At 66.4% G+C, this 17,902-nt stretch carries 16 protein-coding genes and 1 pseudogene; 3 read left to right on the top strand and 14 right to left on the bottom strand.

Features of this window, described 5'->3' with window-relative positions; genetic code table 11:
• Positions 1-16: 16 nt before the first annotated feature.
• The 9 genes from F1640_RS11990 to F1640_RS11950 all read right to left on the bottom strand — a co-directional run bounded on the left by F1640_RS11990 (position 17) and on the right by F1640_RS11950 (position 9,578).
• Positions 17-793, bottom strand: a complete 777-nt coding sequence (locus F1640_RS11990; RefSeq protein WP_194919372.1) for a glutathione S-transferase family protein — start codon at positions 791-793, stop codon at positions 17-19.
• A gap of 21 nt (positions 794-814) precedes the next feature.
• Positions 815-1,576, bottom strand: coding sequence for an SDR family NAD(P)-dependent oxidoreductase (locus F1640_RS11985; RefSeq protein ID WP_194919371.1), 762 nt, complete (start codon positions 1,574-1,576; stop codon positions 815-817).
• Positions 1,573-2,037, bottom strand: coding sequence for a beta-lactamase hydrolase domain-containing protein (locus tag F1640_RS11980; protein WP_124810208.1), 465 nt, complete (start codon positions 2,035-2,037; stop codon positions 1,573-1,575). The genes F1640_RS11985 and F1640_RS11980 overlap by 4 nt, the downstream gene beginning before the upstream one ends.
• Positions 2,038-2,048: 11 nt before the next feature.
• A complete protein-coding gene (locus F1640_RS11975; protein ID WP_124810209.1) occupies positions 2,049-2,921 on the bottom strand; it encodes an amidohydrolase family protein in 873 nt (290 codons plus the stop codon).
• Positions 2,922-3,245: 324 nt separating this feature from the next.
• Positions 3,246-5,366 carry a PQQ-dependent dehydrogenase, methanol/ethanol family gene (locus tag F1640_RS11970; RefSeq protein ID WP_194921406.1) on the bottom strand — a complete coding sequence of 707 codons (2,121 nt, stop codon included), beginning with the start codon at positions 5,364-5,366 and terminating at the stop codon, positions 3,246-3,248.
• Between the two features lie 66 nt (positions 5,367-5,432).
• Complete coding sequence (locus F1640_RS11965; protein ID WP_194919370.1) at positions 5,433-6,998, bottom strand: class I adenylate-forming enzyme family protein; 1,566 nt, start codon at positions 6,996-6,998, stop codon at positions 5,433-5,435.
• A gap of 7 nt (positions 6,999-7,005) precedes the next feature.
• Positions 7,006-7,815 (bottom strand): glutathione S-transferase family protein, encoded by an 810-nt coding sequence (locus F1640_RS11960; RefSeq protein ID WP_194919369.1) that lies wholly within the window; start codon positions 7,813-7,815, stop codon positions 7,006-7,008.
• The gene (locus F1640_RS11955; protein WP_194919366.1) at positions 7,815-8,594 is read right to left on the bottom strand and encodes a glutathione S-transferase family protein; all 780 of its coding nucleotides are present in this window, start codon (positions 8,592-8,594) and stop codon (positions 7,815-7,817) included. Before F1640_RS11955 ends, F1640_RS11960 begins: the two co-directional genes overlap by 1 nt.
• A 285-nt stretch (positions 8,595-8,879) precedes the next feature.
• Positions 8,880-9,578: a pirin family protein gene (locus F1640_RS11950; protein WP_124810213.1), complete on the bottom strand. Its 699-nt coding sequence runs from the start codon at positions 9,576-9,578 to the stop codon at positions 8,880-8,882.
• Between the two features lie 116 nt (positions 9,579-9,694).
• On the opposite strand from F1640_RS11950, the gene F1640_RS11945 reads away from it, so the two are divergent.
• Complete coding sequence (locus F1640_RS11945; RefSeq protein ID WP_124810214.1) at positions 9,695-10,624, top strand: LysR family transcriptional regulator; 930 nt, start codon at positions 9,695-9,697, stop codon at positions 10,622-10,624.
• A 194-nt stretch (positions 10,625-10,818) separates the two neighbouring features.
• On the opposite strand, the gene F1640_RS11940 is transcribed toward F1640_RS11945, so the two are convergent.
• On the bottom strand, positions 10,819-11,013 hold the full coding sequence (locus tag F1640_RS11940; protein WP_194919365.1) for a DUF1427 family protein: 195 nt from the start codon (positions 11,011-11,013) through the stop codon (positions 10,819-10,821).
• 141 nt (positions 11,014-11,154) lie between these two features.
• On the opposite strand from F1640_RS11940, the gene F1640_RS11935 reads away from it, so the two are divergent.
• Positions 11,155-12,717: an ISL3 family transposase gene (locus F1640_RS11935; RefSeq protein ID WP_194917272.1), complete on the top strand. Its 1,563-nt coding sequence runs from the start codon at positions 11,155-11,157 to the stop codon at positions 12,715-12,717.
• Positions 12,718-12,738: 21 nt separating this feature from the next.
• On the opposite strand, the pseudogene F1640_RS11930 reads toward F1640_RS11935, so the two are convergent.
• From F1640_RS11930 to F1640_RS11915, 4 genes and pseudogenes are all read right to left on the bottom strand, one after another.
• Positions 12,739-13,542, bottom strand: a pseudogene (locus F1640_RS11930) (alpha/beta fold hydrolase); the annotation flags it as partial.
• A gap of 92 nt (positions 13,543-13,634) precedes the next feature.
• Positions 13,635-14,294: a hydrolase gene (locus F1640_RS11925; RefSeq protein ID WP_125954489.1), complete on the bottom strand. Its 660-nt coding sequence runs from the start codon at positions 14,292-14,294 to the stop codon at positions 13,635-13,637.
• 144 nt (positions 14,295-14,438) lie between these two features.
• On the bottom strand, positions 14,439-15,083 hold the full coding sequence (locus F1640_RS11920) for an energy transducer TonB (RefSeq protein WP_194919363.1): 645 nt from the start codon (positions 15,081-15,083) through the stop codon (positions 14,439-14,441).
• A gap of 305 nt (positions 15,084-15,388) precedes the next feature.
• Positions 15,389-16,165, bottom strand: coding sequence for a thioredoxin family protein (locus F1640_RS11915; protein ID WP_194919361.1), 777 nt, complete (start codon positions 16,163-16,165; stop codon positions 15,389-15,391).
• Between F1640_RS11915 and F1640_RS11910 the strand changes: the two genes are divergently transcribed.
• Positions 16,103-17,890 (top strand): energy transducer TonB, encoded by a 1,788-nt coding sequence (locus tag F1640_RS11910; RefSeq protein WP_194919359.1) that lies wholly within the window; start codon positions 16,103-16,105, stop codon positions 17,888-17,890. The genes F1640_RS11915 and F1640_RS11910 overlap by 63 nt on opposite strands.
• Positions 17,891-17,902: the final 12 nt, after the last annotated feature.

Below are 17,902 nucleotides of genomic sequence, written 5' to 3'. Positions count from 1 at the left end.
TCCCTTTCGCCGCGCCTTAGCGGACATGCCCGGTCCAGGTGCGCAGGCCCGGCGCGGTGCGGTCCTCGCCGCGCAGCGCTTCGGCCACGCCGGGGCGCGCGGTCATCCGCTCGCGCCAGTCGACCAGGCGCGGCGCGCGCTTCGCGATCTCCAGTTCGGGGAACATGCGCTCCACCATCATGCCGCAATGCGCGTAGAAATTGATGTCGGCCAGGGTGTAGGCATCGCCCGCCAGCCACGCCGTTTCGCCCAGCTGCCTTTCCACCTTGTCGACCGCGTATTCGATCTTGGCCGTGGCGTTGGCCAGATCGGCCTCGGAAAAGCCCGATCGCGCCGTGGCCCATTTCTTGCGCTGGTCGGGCAGCGGAATGTTCTCCAGCAGCTTCTCGAACTCCCCGTTCTCGATATTGCGCGCGATCACGCCGATCATGCGATGCCAGCCGTGCATCGAGACGAAGTTCATCACATGCTCGTCGACGAACTTGTTCCAGTAACGCATCCGCGCCGCACCCAGCGGATCGCGCGGGCGCAGCGGGCCGGAGGCGGGCTGCGCATCGGGGAAGGCATCCTCCAGATATTCGTTGATGACCGTGGTGTGGGTAATCACCGTGCCATCGTGGTCGAGCACCGGCACCTGCCCTTCGGGATTGATCGCCACGAACCACGGCTGATGCTGTTCGAACTTGTGCAGATCGACATAGACGCTTTCGTAGGCGAGGCCCTTTTCCTTCAGCGGAATCATCGACTTGAGCGAGTTCGCCACCGGCTCGGCGTGGTAGTATTTCAGGGCCATAGACTTCTCCCGTGGGCGCGTTCAGACGCGCATCGTCCCCAGCATCCCGCCATCCACCGCCCAGGCCTGCGCCGTGACGTGGCTGGCCGCGTCCGACAGCAGGAACGCGGCCACCTCGGCCAGTTCCGCCGCCGCGCCGGTGCGCCCCTGCGGCACCGCCTGCCCCATCTGCGAGACGGCTTCGGGCGGAAGCCCTTCCAGCATCGGCGTATCGATCAGGCCGGGGATGATGCAGTTGCAGCGCACGCCGAACGCGGCCGCCTCGCTGGCGACGGCACGCGACAGGCCCAGCACCGCGTGCTTGCTGGCGACATAGCCCACGTTCATCGGCAAGCCGCGCTCGCTGGCCAGGCTGCCGGTCACCAGGATCGCGCCCGCGCGGCGCTGCTTCATCGCCGGCAGCACATGCTGAATCGCCCAGAGCACGCCCTTGAGGTTCACCGCCAGCACCGCGTCGAAGGCATCGTCCAGATAGTCTTCCACCGGCGCGAACGTGCCGCCGATCCCGGCGTTGAGGAACAGGCCGTCGATCGGGCCATGCGCCGCGACGGCGGCGTCCAGCGCGGCGGTGAGCGCGGCCTTGTCGGCCACATCGGCGACGGCGAAGGCCGCGCGCGCGCCGGTTTCGGCCCGCAGCGCGGCCGCCGCCTGTTCCAGCAGGTCCGCGCGGCGCGCGATCAGCGTCACCGCCGCGCCGGCCTGCGCGCAGCGCGTGGCGCTGGCGCGGCCGATCCCGGTCGATGCCCCGGTGATGACGACATGCTTGCCCGCAAGGTCGGTCATCGCGCGGTCCCGGCGATGAAGGCGGCCCAGACTTTCGCCTCGGGCCGGTCGCTGCCGTCGGGCGACCACTGGCGTTCCATGATCGCACGCGCCTCCGGTTCGGCCATACCGCGATGGTCGCGATTCAGCCGGTAGAGGAACGCGGAAACGCGCCAGTTCATGATGCAGTGGACGTGGACCGGGCGCGGGCCCTCCTCCACCGCCTTGCGAAAGGCGGCGAAGTGATCCTCGCCCGGCGCGTCGAACGGCACCGGGATGTGGGTATAGGCGATCCCCTGCCCGGTCAGCTTGGCGCCTTCGTCCGCCAGCGCCTCGGGATGGGTTTCCAGCGCGAGGTTGACGACGTGGCGCACGCCCAGCGCCGCCAGCCGCGCCACATCCTTGTCCTCGATCCGGCCGGAGGTGGTGATCTCCGCGTCGAGCCGCTGCCAGGCGCGGATGTCTTCGGGATCGCCAGCCATGGCCCCCTCCGTCAGGCCAGCCCGAGCACGCGGGTGGCGTTGTCCTTCATGATTCCGGGCAGGACCTCCTCCTTGAAGCCGACCTTCAGGGCCGCCTCGATCCACTTCTGCGGATGGATCAGCGGAAAATCGCTGCCGAACAGCATCTTCTTGCGCAGCTGCGTGTTCGCGTACTGGATGATCTGCGGCGCGAAATATTTGGGCGACCAGCCCGAAAGGTCGATGAACACGTTGTCCTTGTGCAGCGCCATCGACAGGCTTTCGTCCACCCACGGCCAGCTCGGATGGGCCAGGATGATCTTCATGTCGGGAAAATCGACCGCCACATCGTCGACCAGCATGGGCTGGCCGTACTTCAGCCGCACCCCGCCACCGCCGCGCATCCCCGTGCCCATGCCCGAATGGCCGGTGTGGAAGATCGCGGGCAGCTTGTATTCGTTGATGACCTCGTAGATCGCGTAGCCAACCTGCTCGGCCGGGTGGATGTTCTGCATGATGTGGTGGAACTTGAAGCCCCGCACGCCGTGGTTCTCGATCAGATCCCGCGCCTCGCGCGCGCCCAGCTTGCCCTTGTGCGGATCGATCGAAGCGAAGGGGATGCAGATATCGTCATGCTTCGCGGCGAATTCGGCGATCTCGTAGTTCGACAGGCGCTTCGCACCGATGCCGCTCTCGCAATCGACCGTGAACAGGCAGAAGGCGATCTGCTGTTCGCGGTAGATCTCGACGATCTCGGGCATCTTGGGCCGTTCGCGCGGCGCCTTGAAATAGGCCGAGGCCGCATCGAAGAACTTGCCCATGATCGGGTCTTCGGGATCGTGGCACGAAACCTCGGCATGGACGTGGACGTCGATCGCCTTGATCTTGGTTAGGTCGATGGGCATGGGGCTACTCCTGAAAAATGTGGATCTGGACGGCCCACCCCCAACCCCTCCCGCAAGCGGGAGGGGAGCGCGACTTGCCGGGCCGCAGGGCCGGCTAGTCGCAGCGGGGTGGGCATTGCGCCCCGTTCGTCACGACGGGATCATCACCGTCTTCGTCTTGGGATAGGACCTTGATGCCCCGGTGGCCCGGTCGTCCATCACGCTTCCACTCCATGAAATATTCAAGTCCGTGAAAAATGCGTGGTAAGCGAGACCTATCCCTTTTTCCAGCGCAAACCGACTCGGTACGGGGACGACGCCGGATCGCCCCCGTCCGCCGTCTTGTCAGCCACCTTGCGCGGCCAGCGCCTTGTCCTCGTTCGCGCGCTTGATCACGTAGAGCCGGATCGTCTCGATCTGCGCCGGCGTCAGCACCGGCGACCAGGCGATCATGCCGTTGTCCTTCAGCGCGCCGTCGTGCACGATCATCTGCCACGATTTGGGATCGGCCAGGAAGCCGCTGCGGCGCAAGTCGGGCACCACGCCCCCGCCGATCGCGGCATCGCCGTGGCAGACGTTGCAATAGCGGCCGAAGTGCTGTGCGCCTTCCGCCACTTGCGCCGGTGTGCCGGTCAGCGCCGGCGGATCGAGCGGCAGTTCGTTCAGCGCCGGAGCCGGCGGCAGGCTGGCCTTGCCGCCGATCTTGAACACCAGCAGGCGGCTGACGTTGCGCACCGGGCCGGATTTCTCGGCGAGGATGCCGGTCGCCAGCGGCCACACGCCGCCCCAGCCGGCCAGCACCGCGACGTATTGTTCGCCGCCCGCCATGAACGTGACCGGCGCCGCGACCACGCCGGTCTGCGCGGGGAACGACCACAGCTCCTTGCCGTCCTTGATCGAATAGGCCGCGAACGTGCCCTTGGCGTTGCCCTGGAACAGCAGGCCGCCGCCGGTGGCCAGCAGCCCACCGTTCCACGGGCCGGGGAAGCTGATCCGCCAGCGTTCCTTCTGCGCCACCGGGTCCCAGGCGATGATCGCCCCGGTGGTGGCGGCGCGCGCCTCGGCGCGGACCTTGGCGTCGGCCGGCATCGCGCTCGCCGCCTGGTCGATGCCCACGTTGAAGCCGACGGGCGAAGGCTTCCAGTTCTTGTCCGGAAAATAGGGGAACGCGGCGAACTGCGCGGGGATGAACACCAGCTTCTGCGCGGGATCGTAGGCCATCGGGTGCCACGAATGCGCGCCCGCCGCGCCCGGCGTGCTGATGAAGGGCTTGCCTGTCTTGTCGTAGCGCGAATCCGGGTTTTCGATCGGCCGGCCCGTCACCGGGTCCAGCCCGGTAGCCCAGTTCACCGGCGCATAGTTGTTGCCCGAGATGAACTTGCCCGTCTCGCGGTCAATCACATAGAAGAAGCCGTTCTTCGGCGCGTGCATCAGCACCTTGCGCACTTTCCCGCCGATTTCGAGATCGGCCAGCATGATGTGCTGGGATGCGGTGAAGTCCCAGGTTTCGCCCGGGGTTTCCTGGAAGTGCCAGACGTACTGGCCCGTCTTCGCGCGGATCGCGACGACCGAGGACAGGTAGAGGTTGTCCCCGCCGCCCGGCGAACGGTACGACTGGTTCCACGGGCTGCCGTTGCCCACGCCGATGTAGAGCAGATCGGTGGCCGGGTCATAGGCCATCGAATCCCAGACGGTGCCGCCCCCGCCCAGCTTCCACCATTCGCCGTGCCAGGTGGATTCGGCCTTCTTGAGGTATTCCTCGGTGTTCTTCCCCGGCTGATCGGGCACGGTATAGAACCGCCAGACCTGCTTGCCGGTCTGCGCGTCATAGGCGGTGATATAGCCGCGCACGCCCATTTCGGCGCCGCCGTTGCCGATCAGCACCAGCCCGTTGATCACGCGCGGCGCGCCGGTGATGGTATAGGCCTTGGTCTGGTCGACCGTCACCGTGGACCACACCTGCCGGCCCGTGGCGCGGTCCAGCGCGATCAGCCGGCCGTCCAGCGTGCCGAGATAGAGCTTGTCGCCCCATGCCGCCAGGCCGCGGTTGACCACGTCGCAGCACGCCTTCACCGCGGTTTCGCCGGGCACCTTGGGATCGAACTCCCACAGCAGCTTGCCCGATACCGCGTCATAGGCCTTGGCCTTCGACCACGCCGTGGTGATGTAGATCTTGCCGTCGATCACCAGCGGCGTGGCTTCCTGCCCGCGCGCGGTATCCATGTCGGCGGACCAGGCCAGCCCCAGCGAGCCGATGTTGCCCTGGTTGATGCGGTCGAGCGGACTGAAGCGCTGCTCGTCATAGGTGCGGCCATAGGAGAGCCAGTCCACCGCGCTGGCGGCCTGGATGCGCGCGGCGTCCACCACGCTGCGGGCGCCACCGTTTGCCGCCGTCACCATGTCGCTGGCGGTCAGCGTTGCCAGCAGCACCGCGCCCGATGCCAGCACCCACCGGATTCCACGCATCATTCGCATCTCGCATCCTCTCCCTTCGGCCGGCTTCCGGCTCGGATTCGCGTCCCGTTTAAAGGGTTAGTTAACCATCCGCTGGGCGTCACCCCAATACTTCACGCGCAGCGCCTTCTTGTCCATCTTGCCGGCGGCGGTGCGGGGAATGGCGTCCACGAACTCGACCGACTTGGGCGCCTTCACCCCGCCCAGGCGATCCTTGGCATAGGCGATGATCTCCGCGCCGGTGATGCCCTCGGCCACCACCACGGCGTGGACCTGTTCGCCCCACTTCTCGTGCGGGATGCCGAACACGCAGGCCTCGCGCACGTGCGCCAGCTCGGTGACGGCCGCCTCGACCTCGGCGGTGAACACGTTGAACCCGCCGGAGACGACCATGTCCTTCTTGCGGTCGACGATATAGAGGTAGCCGTCCTCGTCGAACTTGCCGACATCGCCGGTGTGGTGCCAACCGAACTTGCGGACTTCGGCGGTTTCCTCGGGCTTCTCGAAATAGGAATGGCTGACCAGCGCCCCGCGCGCGCAGATCTCGCCCGCCTCGCCCCGCGGCACCTCGCGGCCGTCGTCATCGAGCAGCGCGACCCGGATCGAGCGCGTGGGCCGGCCACAGGCGGCCAGCTTTTCGGGCGCTTCCTTCGCGAACCGCGCCACGTCCTCGGGCGGGAACCACGCCACGATCATCGGGCATTCCACCTGGCCATAGGACTGGCACATGCACGGCCCGAAGATCTCCACCGCCTGGCGCAGCTTTTCCGGGCTGCACGGCGAACCGACCAGGATGAAGATGCGCAGGCTGGAATAGTCGTGGTCGCCGATCTCGGGCGATGCCATCAGCTGGTACAACGCCGTCGGCGGCAGGTACATGTGGGTGACCTTGTACTCCGCGATGGTCTGCAGCACGCGCTCGGCATCGAATCCGGGCAGGATCACCTGCGTCGCGCCCAGGCTCAACGTGGACAGCGCGATCGGCCCTGCCGCGTGCGTGATCGGCGCGGAAACCAGCGCCACCGGGCTGTCGGTGCGCCCGCCCATGCCGTCGGCCGCCGTCTCGATCATCGTGCCCCAGCCCAGGTTGGTGACGTTCGCGCCCTTCGACGGGCCGGTGGTGCCGCCGGTGGGGAAGATGCCGACCAGATCGGACAGGTTGCCGAAGGCATCGACCTCCGGCTCGACGAAATCGGCGGCGGTCACGCCGGCCATGAACTCCTCGAGGCTGGGATCGTCGCCCATCCGCTGGTCCAGGCAGACGAAGTGCTGCATCACCGGGCAGCGGTCCTTGAGCTGCTGGACCTCGTCCGCCTTCGACGAATGGTAGACCAGCCACTTGCAGCGCACGTAGTTGATGTAGCCGGCGTTGGCATCGATGGCGTTGCGCGTGTTGACCGGGATCCACTTGCCGTTGGCGCGCCACATGGCCAGCAGCACCACCAGCAGCATTCCGTCGTTGGGGCCGTACAGGCCCAACAGGTCCTGGTTCTCGAACCCGCCGCGCTGCAGCGCCGCCGCGATCCGTTCGGACAGTTCCTTGGTCTCGGCGAAGGTCAGCTTCAGGCCGGTTTCGGTGTCCACCACCGCCAACCGCTGCGGATCGCGATCATGGCCCCGGTCGAAATAGTCGATTGCACGCATCGTCGGCTTACCCCCAGCGATTGATTTCAGGCCCCGGCGCCCAGGCGCGGAGCGGTTCGGATACGGTGGCGCGCGCCAGCGCGGCGGCCACGGCGGGCCGCGCCTGCACGCGCGCCAGCCACGCGGTCGTTTTCGGCGCGGCGGCGAAGGCTTCGGGGCGCAGCAGTTCCATGCCCGCGAGCCAGGAGAAGGTGACGATGTCCGCGATCGAATAGACGCCCATCAGCCAGTCGCGCCCGTCGGCCAGCTGGCCTTCGCAGCGCGCGACCGCCTGCGCCACCTTGGTCTCGCTGTCGGCCACCTGCGCCGCGTCGATCGTGCCATCGTGCAGCGCCTGCCAGCGCTGGCGCAGATCGTCGGACGGGATGCTGGCCGTGATTCCCGCGAAATCCGCCGCGCCAATGGCGGCGATTTCCGCCTGCGAGGAGGCAAGGTTGCCGAGCAGCGCCGCCGCCGGCGAAAGCCGTTCGGTGATCTGGCGGCACCACATCATCATTTCCCAGTGCGCGTGCGAATCCGCCGGCTGAAGCCCTGCGCCGCCCGCCAGTTCGTCGATGTATTGCGCCAGGAACACCGACTCGGTCATCGCCTCGCCATCGATCACCAGCACCGGGCCTTCGCCCTCGATCCCCATGTCGAGCGCGACACGTTCGGAAAGGCCGGGGATGCGGTGCCGTTCGCCGGCCAGCAGGTCGATCGGCCGGCAGGTAATGCCCAGCGCCGCTTCGCCGCCCGTTTCTGCCCCAGCTTCAGCAAGCGCCGCCAGCACCGTCAGCGAGGCGCCGTTCGGCTCGCCGTGATAGAGAACCGCGCCCATCAGTCGATGCCTTCCATGATCAGGCTGTAGCGGTGGGCGAGATCGGTGCGCCCCATCGCCCAGGTCTTCTGCACCGCCTCGCGCTGGTACACCCGCTTGAGCCAGCGCATGATGTTGGGCGTGCGGTCCTTGCCGGCGAGGTCCGGCTGCGACAGCGGCAGCGAATAGGTGCTGTTGAAGATGTTGATGTCGGCCAGGCTGTATTGGTCCGACCCGACATAGGCGCGCTTGCCCAGCTCCTGTTCGAGCAGGCCGATGCCCAGCGCCACGCGGCGGCGGCTTTCCGCCATTTCCGCTTCGCCGAACTGGCCGCTGATCGCCTTGCGCCAGGCCACGCGGCGTTCGGGCAGCGGGATGCGCTCGATCGCCGCGTCCAGTTCAGCGGGATCGCGCTGGCGCACCATCGGGCCGACGAACACGCTCCAGCCGATCATCGAGAAGCTGGGGCCAAGCCACTGGTCCATGAACTTCATCCACCAGCGGATGCGCCAGCGGTCGCGCGGATCGGCGGGCATCAGGGCCGGCCCGGCGAATTCCTCGTTCACGTATTCCATGATCGCGGTGCTTTCGGTCAGCACGCGCGTGCCCCACGCCCCGCTGTGCGTCATCGCCGGGATCGTGCCCTGCGGGTTGATCGCGAGGTAGCCGGGCTTGTACTGGTCGAACTGGAGCATGTCGATGTAATGGCTGTCGAACGACACGCCCTTTTCCATCAGCGCCAGCATCGGCTTGCCCGAATTGGCGTTGGGTTCCCAGTGGTAGAGCGCGATCCCGCTCATGCCGTGCCGCCTGCCCGAGGGAGCGGCTCCACGCCGCCTTGCTGCACCATCGACTCTCTCCCGATCGGGCCATCCCGATTTTGTTAGTGTTACATACTAATTTGGACCGAGAGTCGGTCAAGAGCCATCGCGTGAAAATTTGCGGCACTTTGGGGCAGCCGCGCGCGCCGCGCCGCTCCCCTTGCGGCATGGTTTCATGGAGTGAAACCAAAAGGCGCTATTGCGGCGGACACGGAAAACCCCGCGCCGGGGCGGCGCGGGGTTCCGGGGATCGGCAGGGAATGGTCAGGCGGCGTCGACCATCACGATCTCGCTGTCCTCGATCGCGGTGATGCGCACCACGTCAAGATCGCTGATCGCCGCGCCGTCGCGGGCGTTGACGCGCACGTCGCCCACCTGCACCGCGCCGCTGGCGGGCACGAGGTAGGCCTTGCGATCGCGGCCCAGCGGGTATTCCGCGGTTTCGCCGGCCTTCAGCGTCGCGCCCACCACCCGCGCGTCGGTGCGGATCGGCAGCGCGTCGTTGTCGTTGTCATAGCCCGAGGCGAGCGTGACGAAGTGGCCGGAACGGTCGTCCTTGGGGAACGGGCGCGAACCCCAGCTCGGCGCGCCGCCATCGCGCGTCGGGATGATCCAGATCTGGAAGATCCGGGTCGTCACGTCCTCCAGGTTGTATTCGGCGTGGCGGATGCCGGTGCCGGCGCTCATCACCTGCACGTCGCCCGCTTCGGTCCGGCCCTTGTTGCCAAGGTCGTCCTGGTGCGTGATCGCCCCTTCGCGGACATAGGTGATGATTTCCATGTCGCGGTGGGGGTGCGGGGGAAAGCCGCTCTTGGGCGCGATGGTATCGTCGTTCCACACGCGCAGGTTGCCCCAGTGGACACGCGCGGGATCGTGATAGCTCGCGAACGAGAAGTGGTGCTTGGCATCGAGCCAGCCGTGGTTGGCGCCGCCAAGGCTGTCGAAGGGACGCAGTTCGATCATGGTATGTCTCCGCTGGCGCGCCGGAAAAGGCCGCGCCGTCAGGCTTCCATTTAGGCGTTGCCATCCTTTCCGCTCAGTCAGATAAAATGCGGCAATTCATTCGAGGAATCGGAAAAGTGAGCAATCCCGGCACCCCCACTTTCGATCAGCTGCGCATCTTCCTCGCCATCGTCGATACCGGCAGCTTCGCCGCCGCCGGGCGCAAGCTGAACCGCGCGGTTTCGGTCATCAGCTATGGCATCGCCAATCTCGAAGCGCAGCTGGGCCTCGAACTGTTCGACCGCGAAGGCACGCGCAAGCCGCAGCTGACCGTCGCCGGCCGCGCCCTGCTGGCCGAAGTGCGCACGATCTCGCAGGGGATCGACGGGCTGCGCGCCAAGGTGAAAGGCCTGCTCGACGGGCTGGAGGCCGAAGTGGACCTCGCCATCGACGTGATGCTGCCGCCCGACCGGTTGGGCCGCGTGCTGCGCGCGTTCAAGCAGGAGTTCCCCACCGTCCAGCTCAAGCTGCACATGGAAGCGCTGGGCGCCATCGCGGCGATGGTGCTGGACCGCAAGGCCATCGTCGGCATTTCCGGCCCGCTTTCCGCCGGCGTGGAAGGGCTGGAATCGCGCATGGCGGGGTCGGTGGCGATGGTGCCCGTCGCCGCGCCCGATCACCCGCTGGGCCGCGCCAAGGAAATCCTGCCCGGCATGGGCCGCGAATATACCCAGCTCGTGCTGACCGACCGTTCGCGCTTCACCGAAGGGCGCGATTATTCGGTCACGAGCCCGCAGACCTGGCGCCTCGCCGACCTTTCGGCCAAGCACGCCCTGCTGCGCGAAGGGATCGGCTGGGGCAACATGCCGCTGCCGATGATCGACGGAGACCTTGTGGCGGGCACGCTGGTACGCCTGCACATGCCCGATCACGTCGGCGGCACCTATCGCTTCAACGGCGTGTGGCGGCGCGATACCCCGCCCGGCCCGGCCGCCTCGTGGCTGCTCGACCAGTTCGTGGAACTCGGCGCGCAGGACCGCGAGCTCGAAGGGCTGGGCGACATCTAGCGCCGGGCAATCTCGCCAGCACGACATCGCCCTTCCCCATCGTCATTGCGAGCGTAGCGAAGCAATCCAGGGCACCACGTGAGGCTCTGGATTGCTTCGCTACGCTCGCAATGACGAAACAAATGCCATCATGCCCGGCGCGAAAACGCCCGCCGGATCTTTGGGACCGGCGGGCGCTTCGGAGGGCGGGGCGTTCAGCGCCCGGCCGGTTGGGTCACGGTGGGCGGATCAAGCACCGCTCTGGCCGCCCGCAGCGCCTGTTCACCGAGCAGGATTCCCGCCAGCCCGACCAGCGCGATCACCGGCGGGGCGGGGGATTTGACCCCCAGCAGGCCATAGACCATGCCGGCCAGCGTTCCGGCGCCGAGCGAAAGGAGCATGGCCTGCATGGCGGTCTCTCCTCCTCAGGCCTTGATGAAGGCCAGCAGGTCGGCGTTGAACCGGGGGTCTGACTCAAATTCCGTGCAGATTTGACATTTCTGCGCTGTGTGCGGCCAACTGGATTGGGGGTCAGCAAGGAGCACACGTCGATGGCCTCGAAAGCATGGGACAGTAGCCTGCAGTTACCGGGATTAATCGTGGAAAGCCGGACTGTGATCGACGGAATCGTCGAGATGTCGGGCCGATTGGCGGCCGTGGGAGCGGATTGCCCGGATTGCGCGATGCCATCGACGTCTCTCCACAGTCGATATGACCGCATGCTTTCGGATTTGCCGGTCAGCGGCAGCATCGTCAGGCTGAGACTGTCGGTTCGACGGTTTCGGTGCACGCATACCCTTTGTCCAAGGCGCACGTTCAGCGAGCCGCTGGCGCCGCCGGTTGGCCGGCGATATGGCCGCAGGGTGGGTCGTTGCGACGCGCTAGTGCGCGCGGTGGCGGTCGCGCTGGGTGGTAGGCCGGGCTCGCGCATGATGGCGCGTCTGTCGGCGCCTTGGTCGCGCGACACGATGCTTCGAGTTCTGAGACGCAGCGATCCTGCCTCCGTGCCGCCGCCACCTGCGCGGGTGGTTGGCATCGACGACTTCGCTTGGCGCCGCGGCCACAGCTACGGGAGCATCGTGGTCGATCTCGAACGACGCGAGGTGATCGACCTGCTTCCCGATCGTCAGCGCGACACGGTCATCGCCTGGCTGCGCCAGAACCCGCAAGTCGAAATCATCTGTCGCGACCGTGGTCCGGGTTATGGTGCGGCCGCAAGCGAGGCGGCGCCGCAGGCACAGCAGGTGGCCGACCGCTGGCACCTGTTCGAGAACGCCTCGGCAGCATTTCTGGCGGCAGTGCGTTCGGAAATGCCATGTTTGCGGCGCGCGCTGGCGCCGACGGGGCCGGTCGATCCGGCGACCCTGACCCGTGCCGAGCGCATCCAGTGGGATGGCTACCAATTGCGCGAGGCCCTCAACCGCCAGATTATCGATCTGGCCGGGCAAGGCGTGCCGATCAGGGTCATGGCACGCACGACCGGCGTGTCGCGCAAGACCATCCGCAAGGTCCTGCGCGGCCAGCGTCACGACACCTTCCGCACGCGCCAGAGTTCGCTCGATGTCTGGTCGCTGACCCTCGAGGCGGAGTGGAATGCAGGCTGCCGGATTGGGGCTGAACTGTGGCGGCGGCTGAAGGCTTCCGGTTTTGGCGGTTCGCTGCGCGTAGTCAGCGAATGGGCGACCCGTCGTCGTCGCGACGAAAAACTTGGCCACACCGGCGGTGCGGGGCTGAGTGCACGGACCATCGCGCGCAGCATGACCACCGAGCGCGACACCGGATCAGCGCAGACCGCCCTGATAAACGCGGTGATCGAAAAGGCCGTGCCAGCGCTAATCAGCGCACGCGAGGCTCTCGATTGCTTCCACGCCATGATGCGCTCAAAGGACAAGGCCCGGCTCGATCCTTGGATCGCCATGGCGGCCGAGACCAAGCTTGCTGGGTTCGCTGCCGGCGTCGAAGCCGACAAGGACGCCGTTGCCGCCGCGATCTCGACGCCGTGGTCCAGCGGTCAAGTCGAGGGCAAAGTCAACCGCCTCAAGGCCATCAAGCGCCAGATGTACGGGCGCGCCAAAATCGACCTTCTCAAAGCCAGAGTTATGGCGCCAGCGTGACCTGGATTGCACGGAATTTGAGTCAGACCCGAACCGGTCCTGGTGCGTCGCGGTCAACCCGTGCGGCGCGCCTTCATAGACCTTCAGTTCCGCGCCGGGCACCATCTTGACCGCCAGTTCGGCGGCGTTGCCGATCGGCACGATCTGGTCGTCGTTGCCGTGGATGAACAGCGTGGGCACGTCGATCGCCTTCAGGTCCGGGGCGTAGTCGACTTCCGAGAATTCGTGGACGCACAGGTACTGGCCCACGATCGAACCCTGCATGCCCTGCCGCCAGAACGACTGGCGCAGCCCGTCGCTGACCTGCGCGCCTTCGCGGTTGAAGCCGAAGAACGGGGTCGAAAGATCAAGGTAGAACTGCGAACGGTTGTCGGCCACGCCCTTGCGGATGCCATCGAACACCGAGAGCGGCAGGCCGCCGGGATAGATATCGCTCACGGCCATGCGCGGCGGCACCGCGCCTACCAGCACCATCTTCGCCACGCGCGCCGTGCCATGCCGGCCGACATAGTGGGCGATCTCGCCACCGCCGGTCGAATGACCGACCAGCACCACGTTGCGCAGGTCCAGCGCCGCGATCACCGCCGCCAGATCGTCGGCATAGGTGTCCATGTCGTTGCCGGTGTCGGGCTGATCCGAACGGCCGTGGCCGCGCCGGTCATGGGCGACCACGCGATAGCCCTGCTGGAGCAGGAACAGCATCTGGCCGTCCCAGGCGTCGGCCGAAAGCGGCCAGCCGTGCGAAAAGACCACGGGCTGGGCGTCCTTGCTGCCCCAGTCCTTGTAGAAAATGCGGGTACCGTCTGCGGTGGTAACAAAGCTCATGGGAATTCTCCTTGGGATCACAGGAGGTTGGCAGGAACGGCCGGGCGGGAGGGATCAGGGAGAGCCGCCCGGCCGCAGGGGAAACAAGGGGTTCAGTGCGCGCCTTCCGAGGCGTTGAACATCGCGCGGGCATAGGTGATGCCCAGACCGTAGCCGCCGCCCCACTTGCGGGCGATGCCGGTGGTCAGGTCATAGGTTTCCGCCCGCGCCCAGTCGCGCTGGAGTTCGAGCAGGTATTGCAGCGAGGTGATCGGCTTCGCGCCGGCCTGGACCATCCGCTCCACCGCACGCTCGTGCGCTTCGTCGGAAATATCGCCGCTGGCGTCGGTGATGACATAGGTCTCGAAGCCCTGTTCCAGCGCCGACAGCACCGGGCCGACGATGCAGACCGAGGTCCACAGGCCGGCGAAGACCAGCCGTTCCTTGCCGATGCGGTTGACCTCGTCGATCACTGCGGCGTCTTCCCAGGTGTTCATCGACGTGCGGTCGAGCAGGGGCTGGCCGGGGAAGGCATCGGTGATTTCGCTGAACATCGGGCCGGAAAAGCTCTTTTCGGCCACCGTGGTCAGGATCGTGGGCACCTTGAAGCCGGCGGCGGCATTGGCCACCAGCGCGGCGTTGTTGCGCAGCAGTTCGGGCGCGATCGACTTGGTGGCGAAGGCCATCTGCGACTGGAAGTCGATCAGGACAAGCGCGTGGTTGGCCGGATCGAGCAGGGCCTTGGCGGGGGTGGGCGTTGCGGTGACGGTCATGGCGGTATCCTTCTGGGAAAGCTCTGGAAAGTGCGTTCGTTCGCCCCGGGTCGCTGGGGTGAGTGAAGGAATACGGCGACTCGACCTTTCAATGCAGAGGCATAATCTGGATTTGAACGTTCTATATTTTGGAAAAGTTCACGCTTACTGCGCGGCGACCTTTTCCGCTTCGGCGCGGGTCATCACTTGCGCCAGCACATAGCGGATCGCTTCCGGGCGCACGCCGGGCGCCAGGCTTTTCGGCGGCGGCACGGTCAGCTTGCGCGTCATGAACGCGCAGGCATCGCGATCGACCGCGGCGCTGCCGCTCGATTGCAGGATGTCGCAGGCATGGATGTGGCCCGTCTCGTCGAACGCCACCTGCGCGCGCACGGACTGGCGGTAATCGTCGGGCAGCTTCGCCGCCTGCAGGGTCAGGCGCATGTTCGAGGATGCCATGTGTTCGCCCATGCCCCACGATGTCGAGAGCGCGAACCGCCCGGCCACCGGCTGCCCGGCGGCGTCCTTCGCCGCCTCGAACCGCGCGCGGCTCTGCAACAGCGCGCAGGTCGCCGTGTCCAGCGCCACGAAGCCGCTGCTTTCGGTCACCGCGCACGCCGTCACGCGCCCCTGCGGCGAAACCTCCAGCGCCACCGAGACCACGCCGAATTCCTCGCGTTTCAGCGAATCCTTGGGGTAATCGTCACGCCCGATCATCCCGGCGGGATTGCGCAGCCGGGGCGGTTGATCGGCCTGCGCGGGCGCGGGGCCACCCAAGGCCAGCGCCGCGAGAAACAGCAGATAAGCCATCCTCTCCATTAGGGTCAGGATCCCTTACTGGCGCGGTCGAGGCGTCCAAATGGCGAACATATCGGGCCGAAAGGCGCGCCGCGAAGGCTGGTTGCCTTTGCCAGCGCCTTTCGGTTCGAGATGGAAGCCATTTGGGCGTCCCGCAGGGATTTGACCAAAATGGCCCAGCGCGGCGTCGGAGGGAATTGAAATATCGACATATTCCTGCGCCCCTCCTCCTTGCGCCGGGCCATTTTGCCTCAAACCTCGACCGCGCCAGTAATGGGTCCTGACCCTTGACCATGCTACGCCTGCGCGCGGCATAATCAATCCGTCGCGGAAGGGGATTGGCGGTTATCGCAGCGCTGTCGGAACGCCGGGACATCCGCCGGTCGCAACGGCCCGCGCCAGATGGCGCAAACGCGACCCGAGCGCGCTATCAGGATGGCGAAAGGCAACCCTCTGCCCTCACCGCCATGCGCTTCGGCCAGCGCCCGCGCCGCCGACAAGGGCAATATCCGCGCGCGCCTGTCGGGAACGTCGGGCAGACTGGGCGGACGATCGACCCAGGCGAGTTCGAGTTGGTCCGGCGCGCTTGCCGCCTCCAGCGCCGGCAGGATCCGCAATTCGAGCTGGCAGGGCGCGCACCAACGCGCACCGACCAGCACGATCCGTCGCCCGGTATCGTCGGCGGCCGGTTGCGCCAGCGCGGCCGGCACGAAAAGTGCCGCAAGAATAAACGCAACTGCAATGGACAGCCGTCTCATGGCGGCTAGATTATCTGACATTGCCAACGCCGCAAAGGTTCTTGGATGCGCTTGAAATCCGCCTGTCTTTCCATTGCCTTGGCGATCTTGCCAGCCGCAACCGCTTGGGCGGCGGACGCCGCGCCAGCCGCGAAACCGAGCTTGCAGGAGGAATTCAACAAGGCATCCGAAGCGGCTGAAAACGGCCAATGCGGAACCGCGCTTGAAATCTTCAATCGTCTGGCCATCGACCCCCGCGTAAAGCCTGGCACCCTTTCCTACGCGGCGATCGCGGTGCGCCGGGGCAATTGCCTGGTATCGGATGGAGAATTCGAGGAAGGCAGCGAACAGATCCACAAAGGCCTGCCCATCCTGGTCGCGGCCGGACCCGATTTCACATTCGACGTCATGCGGGCGGAGGATTCACTCGGCCGTGCCGCCGCGCAGGCCTTCGATCACGATGCGGCGATCATCCATTACCGCAAGGCGCTCGCGCTCGTCCAGGGCGCGCCGCGCGCGCAGATCCTCGTCCACCTTGCCCAGGTCACGGCGTTCGACGGGGGCACCGTACCGCTCGACTATGCAAACGAGGCCCTCGGCGTCGTGCAGTCGATCCCCAAGGCGAGCAAGGAATCGCTGGCGATCGCCTACACCACGCGCGGACGCATCTATCTCAATCAAGGCCAGATCAAGGAAGCGACCGCCGATTTCCGCAAGGCGGTCGACCTTGCCGGGGGAATGACCCTAAGCAAGGTTTCGATCAACGACGTGGCGATACGCTCCGATCTGGCGCAAGCGCAGTTGCTTGCCGGCAAGCGGGACGAGGCACGCTTGACACTGGCCTACACCGGTGCCGGGCGTATCGAGAAATCCCGGTTTACCCCGGGCAGAGCGATGCCGGTACCCGAATGCGGGCAGGAATTCGGCTTGCGACCCGAGGATTTGGCCATTGTCGAGTTCTCGATCGACGATGACGGCCACGTTCTTTCCGCCCAGACGATCTATTCGCGCGGCAATTACCGGACAGCGGCGACGTTTGCCCGTGCGGCCTTGGACTGGTCCTGGCAACCCGAACAGATCGCCAAGGTTCCCGCCTTCTTCCGCGCGCTGACCCGGGTGGAAATGCGTTGCTCCAACAGCGGCGCGGGGATGCCCGGCATCGTGGCGCCGCTGTTCAACCGCATGGATGAATGGGCGTCTCCGATCATCCAGTCGAGCGGCTTCCCCAATATGGAAAACAGCCGGCTCTATCGCAGCAGGGAACAGCTTCACCAGTTCGGAGCCAGCCGTGAAACTGCCGGCGACGCGCGCGGCGCGGCCGCCGCCTTCGCGCTGGCCGCCCTTGCCGATGGCCGTGCCATCCAGTCGCGTGTCGACGAAATCGACCATGCCATGGCGCTTCTCGAAGGCGCGAAAGGCGATCCGCAGGCATTGAACAGCCTGCGCGTGATGCGCGAGATGATTGCCTTGGCAATATCGGCGAGCAAGACGAAGGACCCTCGCTCGTCCGCGGCCAACCGGTTCCTTTCGCTTGCCGACATGCCGGACATCGCCAGGGATGCCCTTGCGCAGGCCACGGTTCGCTTGTTGGCGGCCGAACGCCTGAGCAGCAAGGCCGGCGCGGAGCAAAAGGCGGAACTTTACCAGCGCGTCGCAGACGATGCGCGGCTGGGGGAAGGGCATCCGTTGCGGCAGGTCGCGCTGCTCTATCTGGCCAACATCGCGGCCGCCCAAGGCCACCTGCAGGACGCGCAAGGCTTCTTCCAGCGCACCGGCCTGACCGAACAACAGTGTTCGGTGATCGGTGCAACGCCGGCGCTGCGCAGTTCGCGTGCGGACAGCAGCGATTATCCCATGGAAGCCCTGTACATGGGCTTTGAAGGTTGGGTGAAACTGGAATTCGACATCAGCGCGGACGGCAAAACCGCCAATACCCGCGCGCTCCTCGCCTATCCGCCGTTCGTCTTCGTCGACGCGGCTTCAGGCATGGCGCGCGATTTTCGTTATGCCGCCAGCTATCGTCCCTCGGGCGGTTCCGCCTGTGCGGCCCAGAGCGAAGTGGTGAACTTCGTCACCCCCTAGGGTCGGGACGAA

The sequence above is a fragment of the Novosphingobium sp. NBM11 genome, assembly GCF_015390225.1.
Classification (GTDB): domain Bacteria; phylum Pseudomonadota; class Alphaproteobacteria; order Sphingomonadales; family Sphingomonadaceae; genus Novosphingobium.
This window is presented reverse-complemented; position numbering and strand designations above follow the sequence as displayed.

Bases quoted from the DNA above. Each gene is read 5' to 3' on its own strand.
- F1640_RS11960 (WP_194919369.1), bottom strand. From the start codon at position 7,815: ATGGGCGCGGTTCTCTATCACGGCGAGCCGAACGGCGCCTCGCTGACG.
- F1640_RS11990 (WP_194919372.1), bottom strand. From the start codon at position 793: ATGGCCCTGAAATACTACCACGCCGAGCCGGTGGCGAACTCGCTCAAG.
- F1640_RS11935 (WP_194917272.1), top strand. From the start codon at position 11,155: ATGGCCTCGAAAGCATGGGACAGTAGCCTGCAGTTACCGGGATTAATC.
- F1640_RS11925 (WP_125954489.1), bottom strand. From the start codon at position 14,294: ATGACCGTCACCGCAACGCCCACCCCCGCCAAGGCCCTGCTCGATCCG.
- F1640_RS11920 (WP_194919363.1), bottom strand. From the start codon at position 15,083: ATGGCTTATCTGCTGTTTCTCGCGGCGCTGGCCTTGGGTGGCCCCGCG.
- F1640_RS11980 (WP_124810208.1), bottom strand. From the start codon at position 2,037: ATGGCTGGCGATCCCGAAGACATCCGCGCCTGGCAGCGGCTCGACGCG.
- F1640_RS11975 (WP_124810209.1), bottom strand. From the start codon at position 2,921: ATGCCCATCGACCTAACCAAGATCAAGGCGATCGACGTCCACGTCCAT.
- F1640_RS11950 (WP_124810213.1), bottom strand. From the start codon at position 9,578: ATGATCGAACTGCGTCCCTTCGACAGCCTTGGCGGCGCCAACCACGGC.
- F1640_RS11970 (WP_194921406.1), bottom strand. From the start codon at position 5,366: ATGCGTGGAATCCGGTGGGTGCTGGCATCGGGCGCGGTGCTGCTGGCA.
- F1640_RS11940 (WP_194919365.1), bottom strand. From the start codon at position 11,013: ATGCAGGCCATGCTCCTTTCGCTCGGCGCCGGAACGCTGGCCGGCATG.
- F1640_RS11985 (WP_194919371.1), bottom strand. From the start codon at position 1,576: ATGACCGACCTTGCGGGCAAGCATGTCGTCATCACCGGGGCATCGACC.
- F1640_RS11955 (WP_194919366.1), bottom strand. From the start codon at position 8,594: ATGAGCGGGATCGCGCTCTACCACTGGGAACCCAACGCCAATTCGGGC.
- F1640_RS11965 (WP_194919370.1), bottom strand. From the start codon at position 6,998: ATGCGTGCAATCGACTATTTCGACCGGGGCCATGATCGCGATCCGCAG.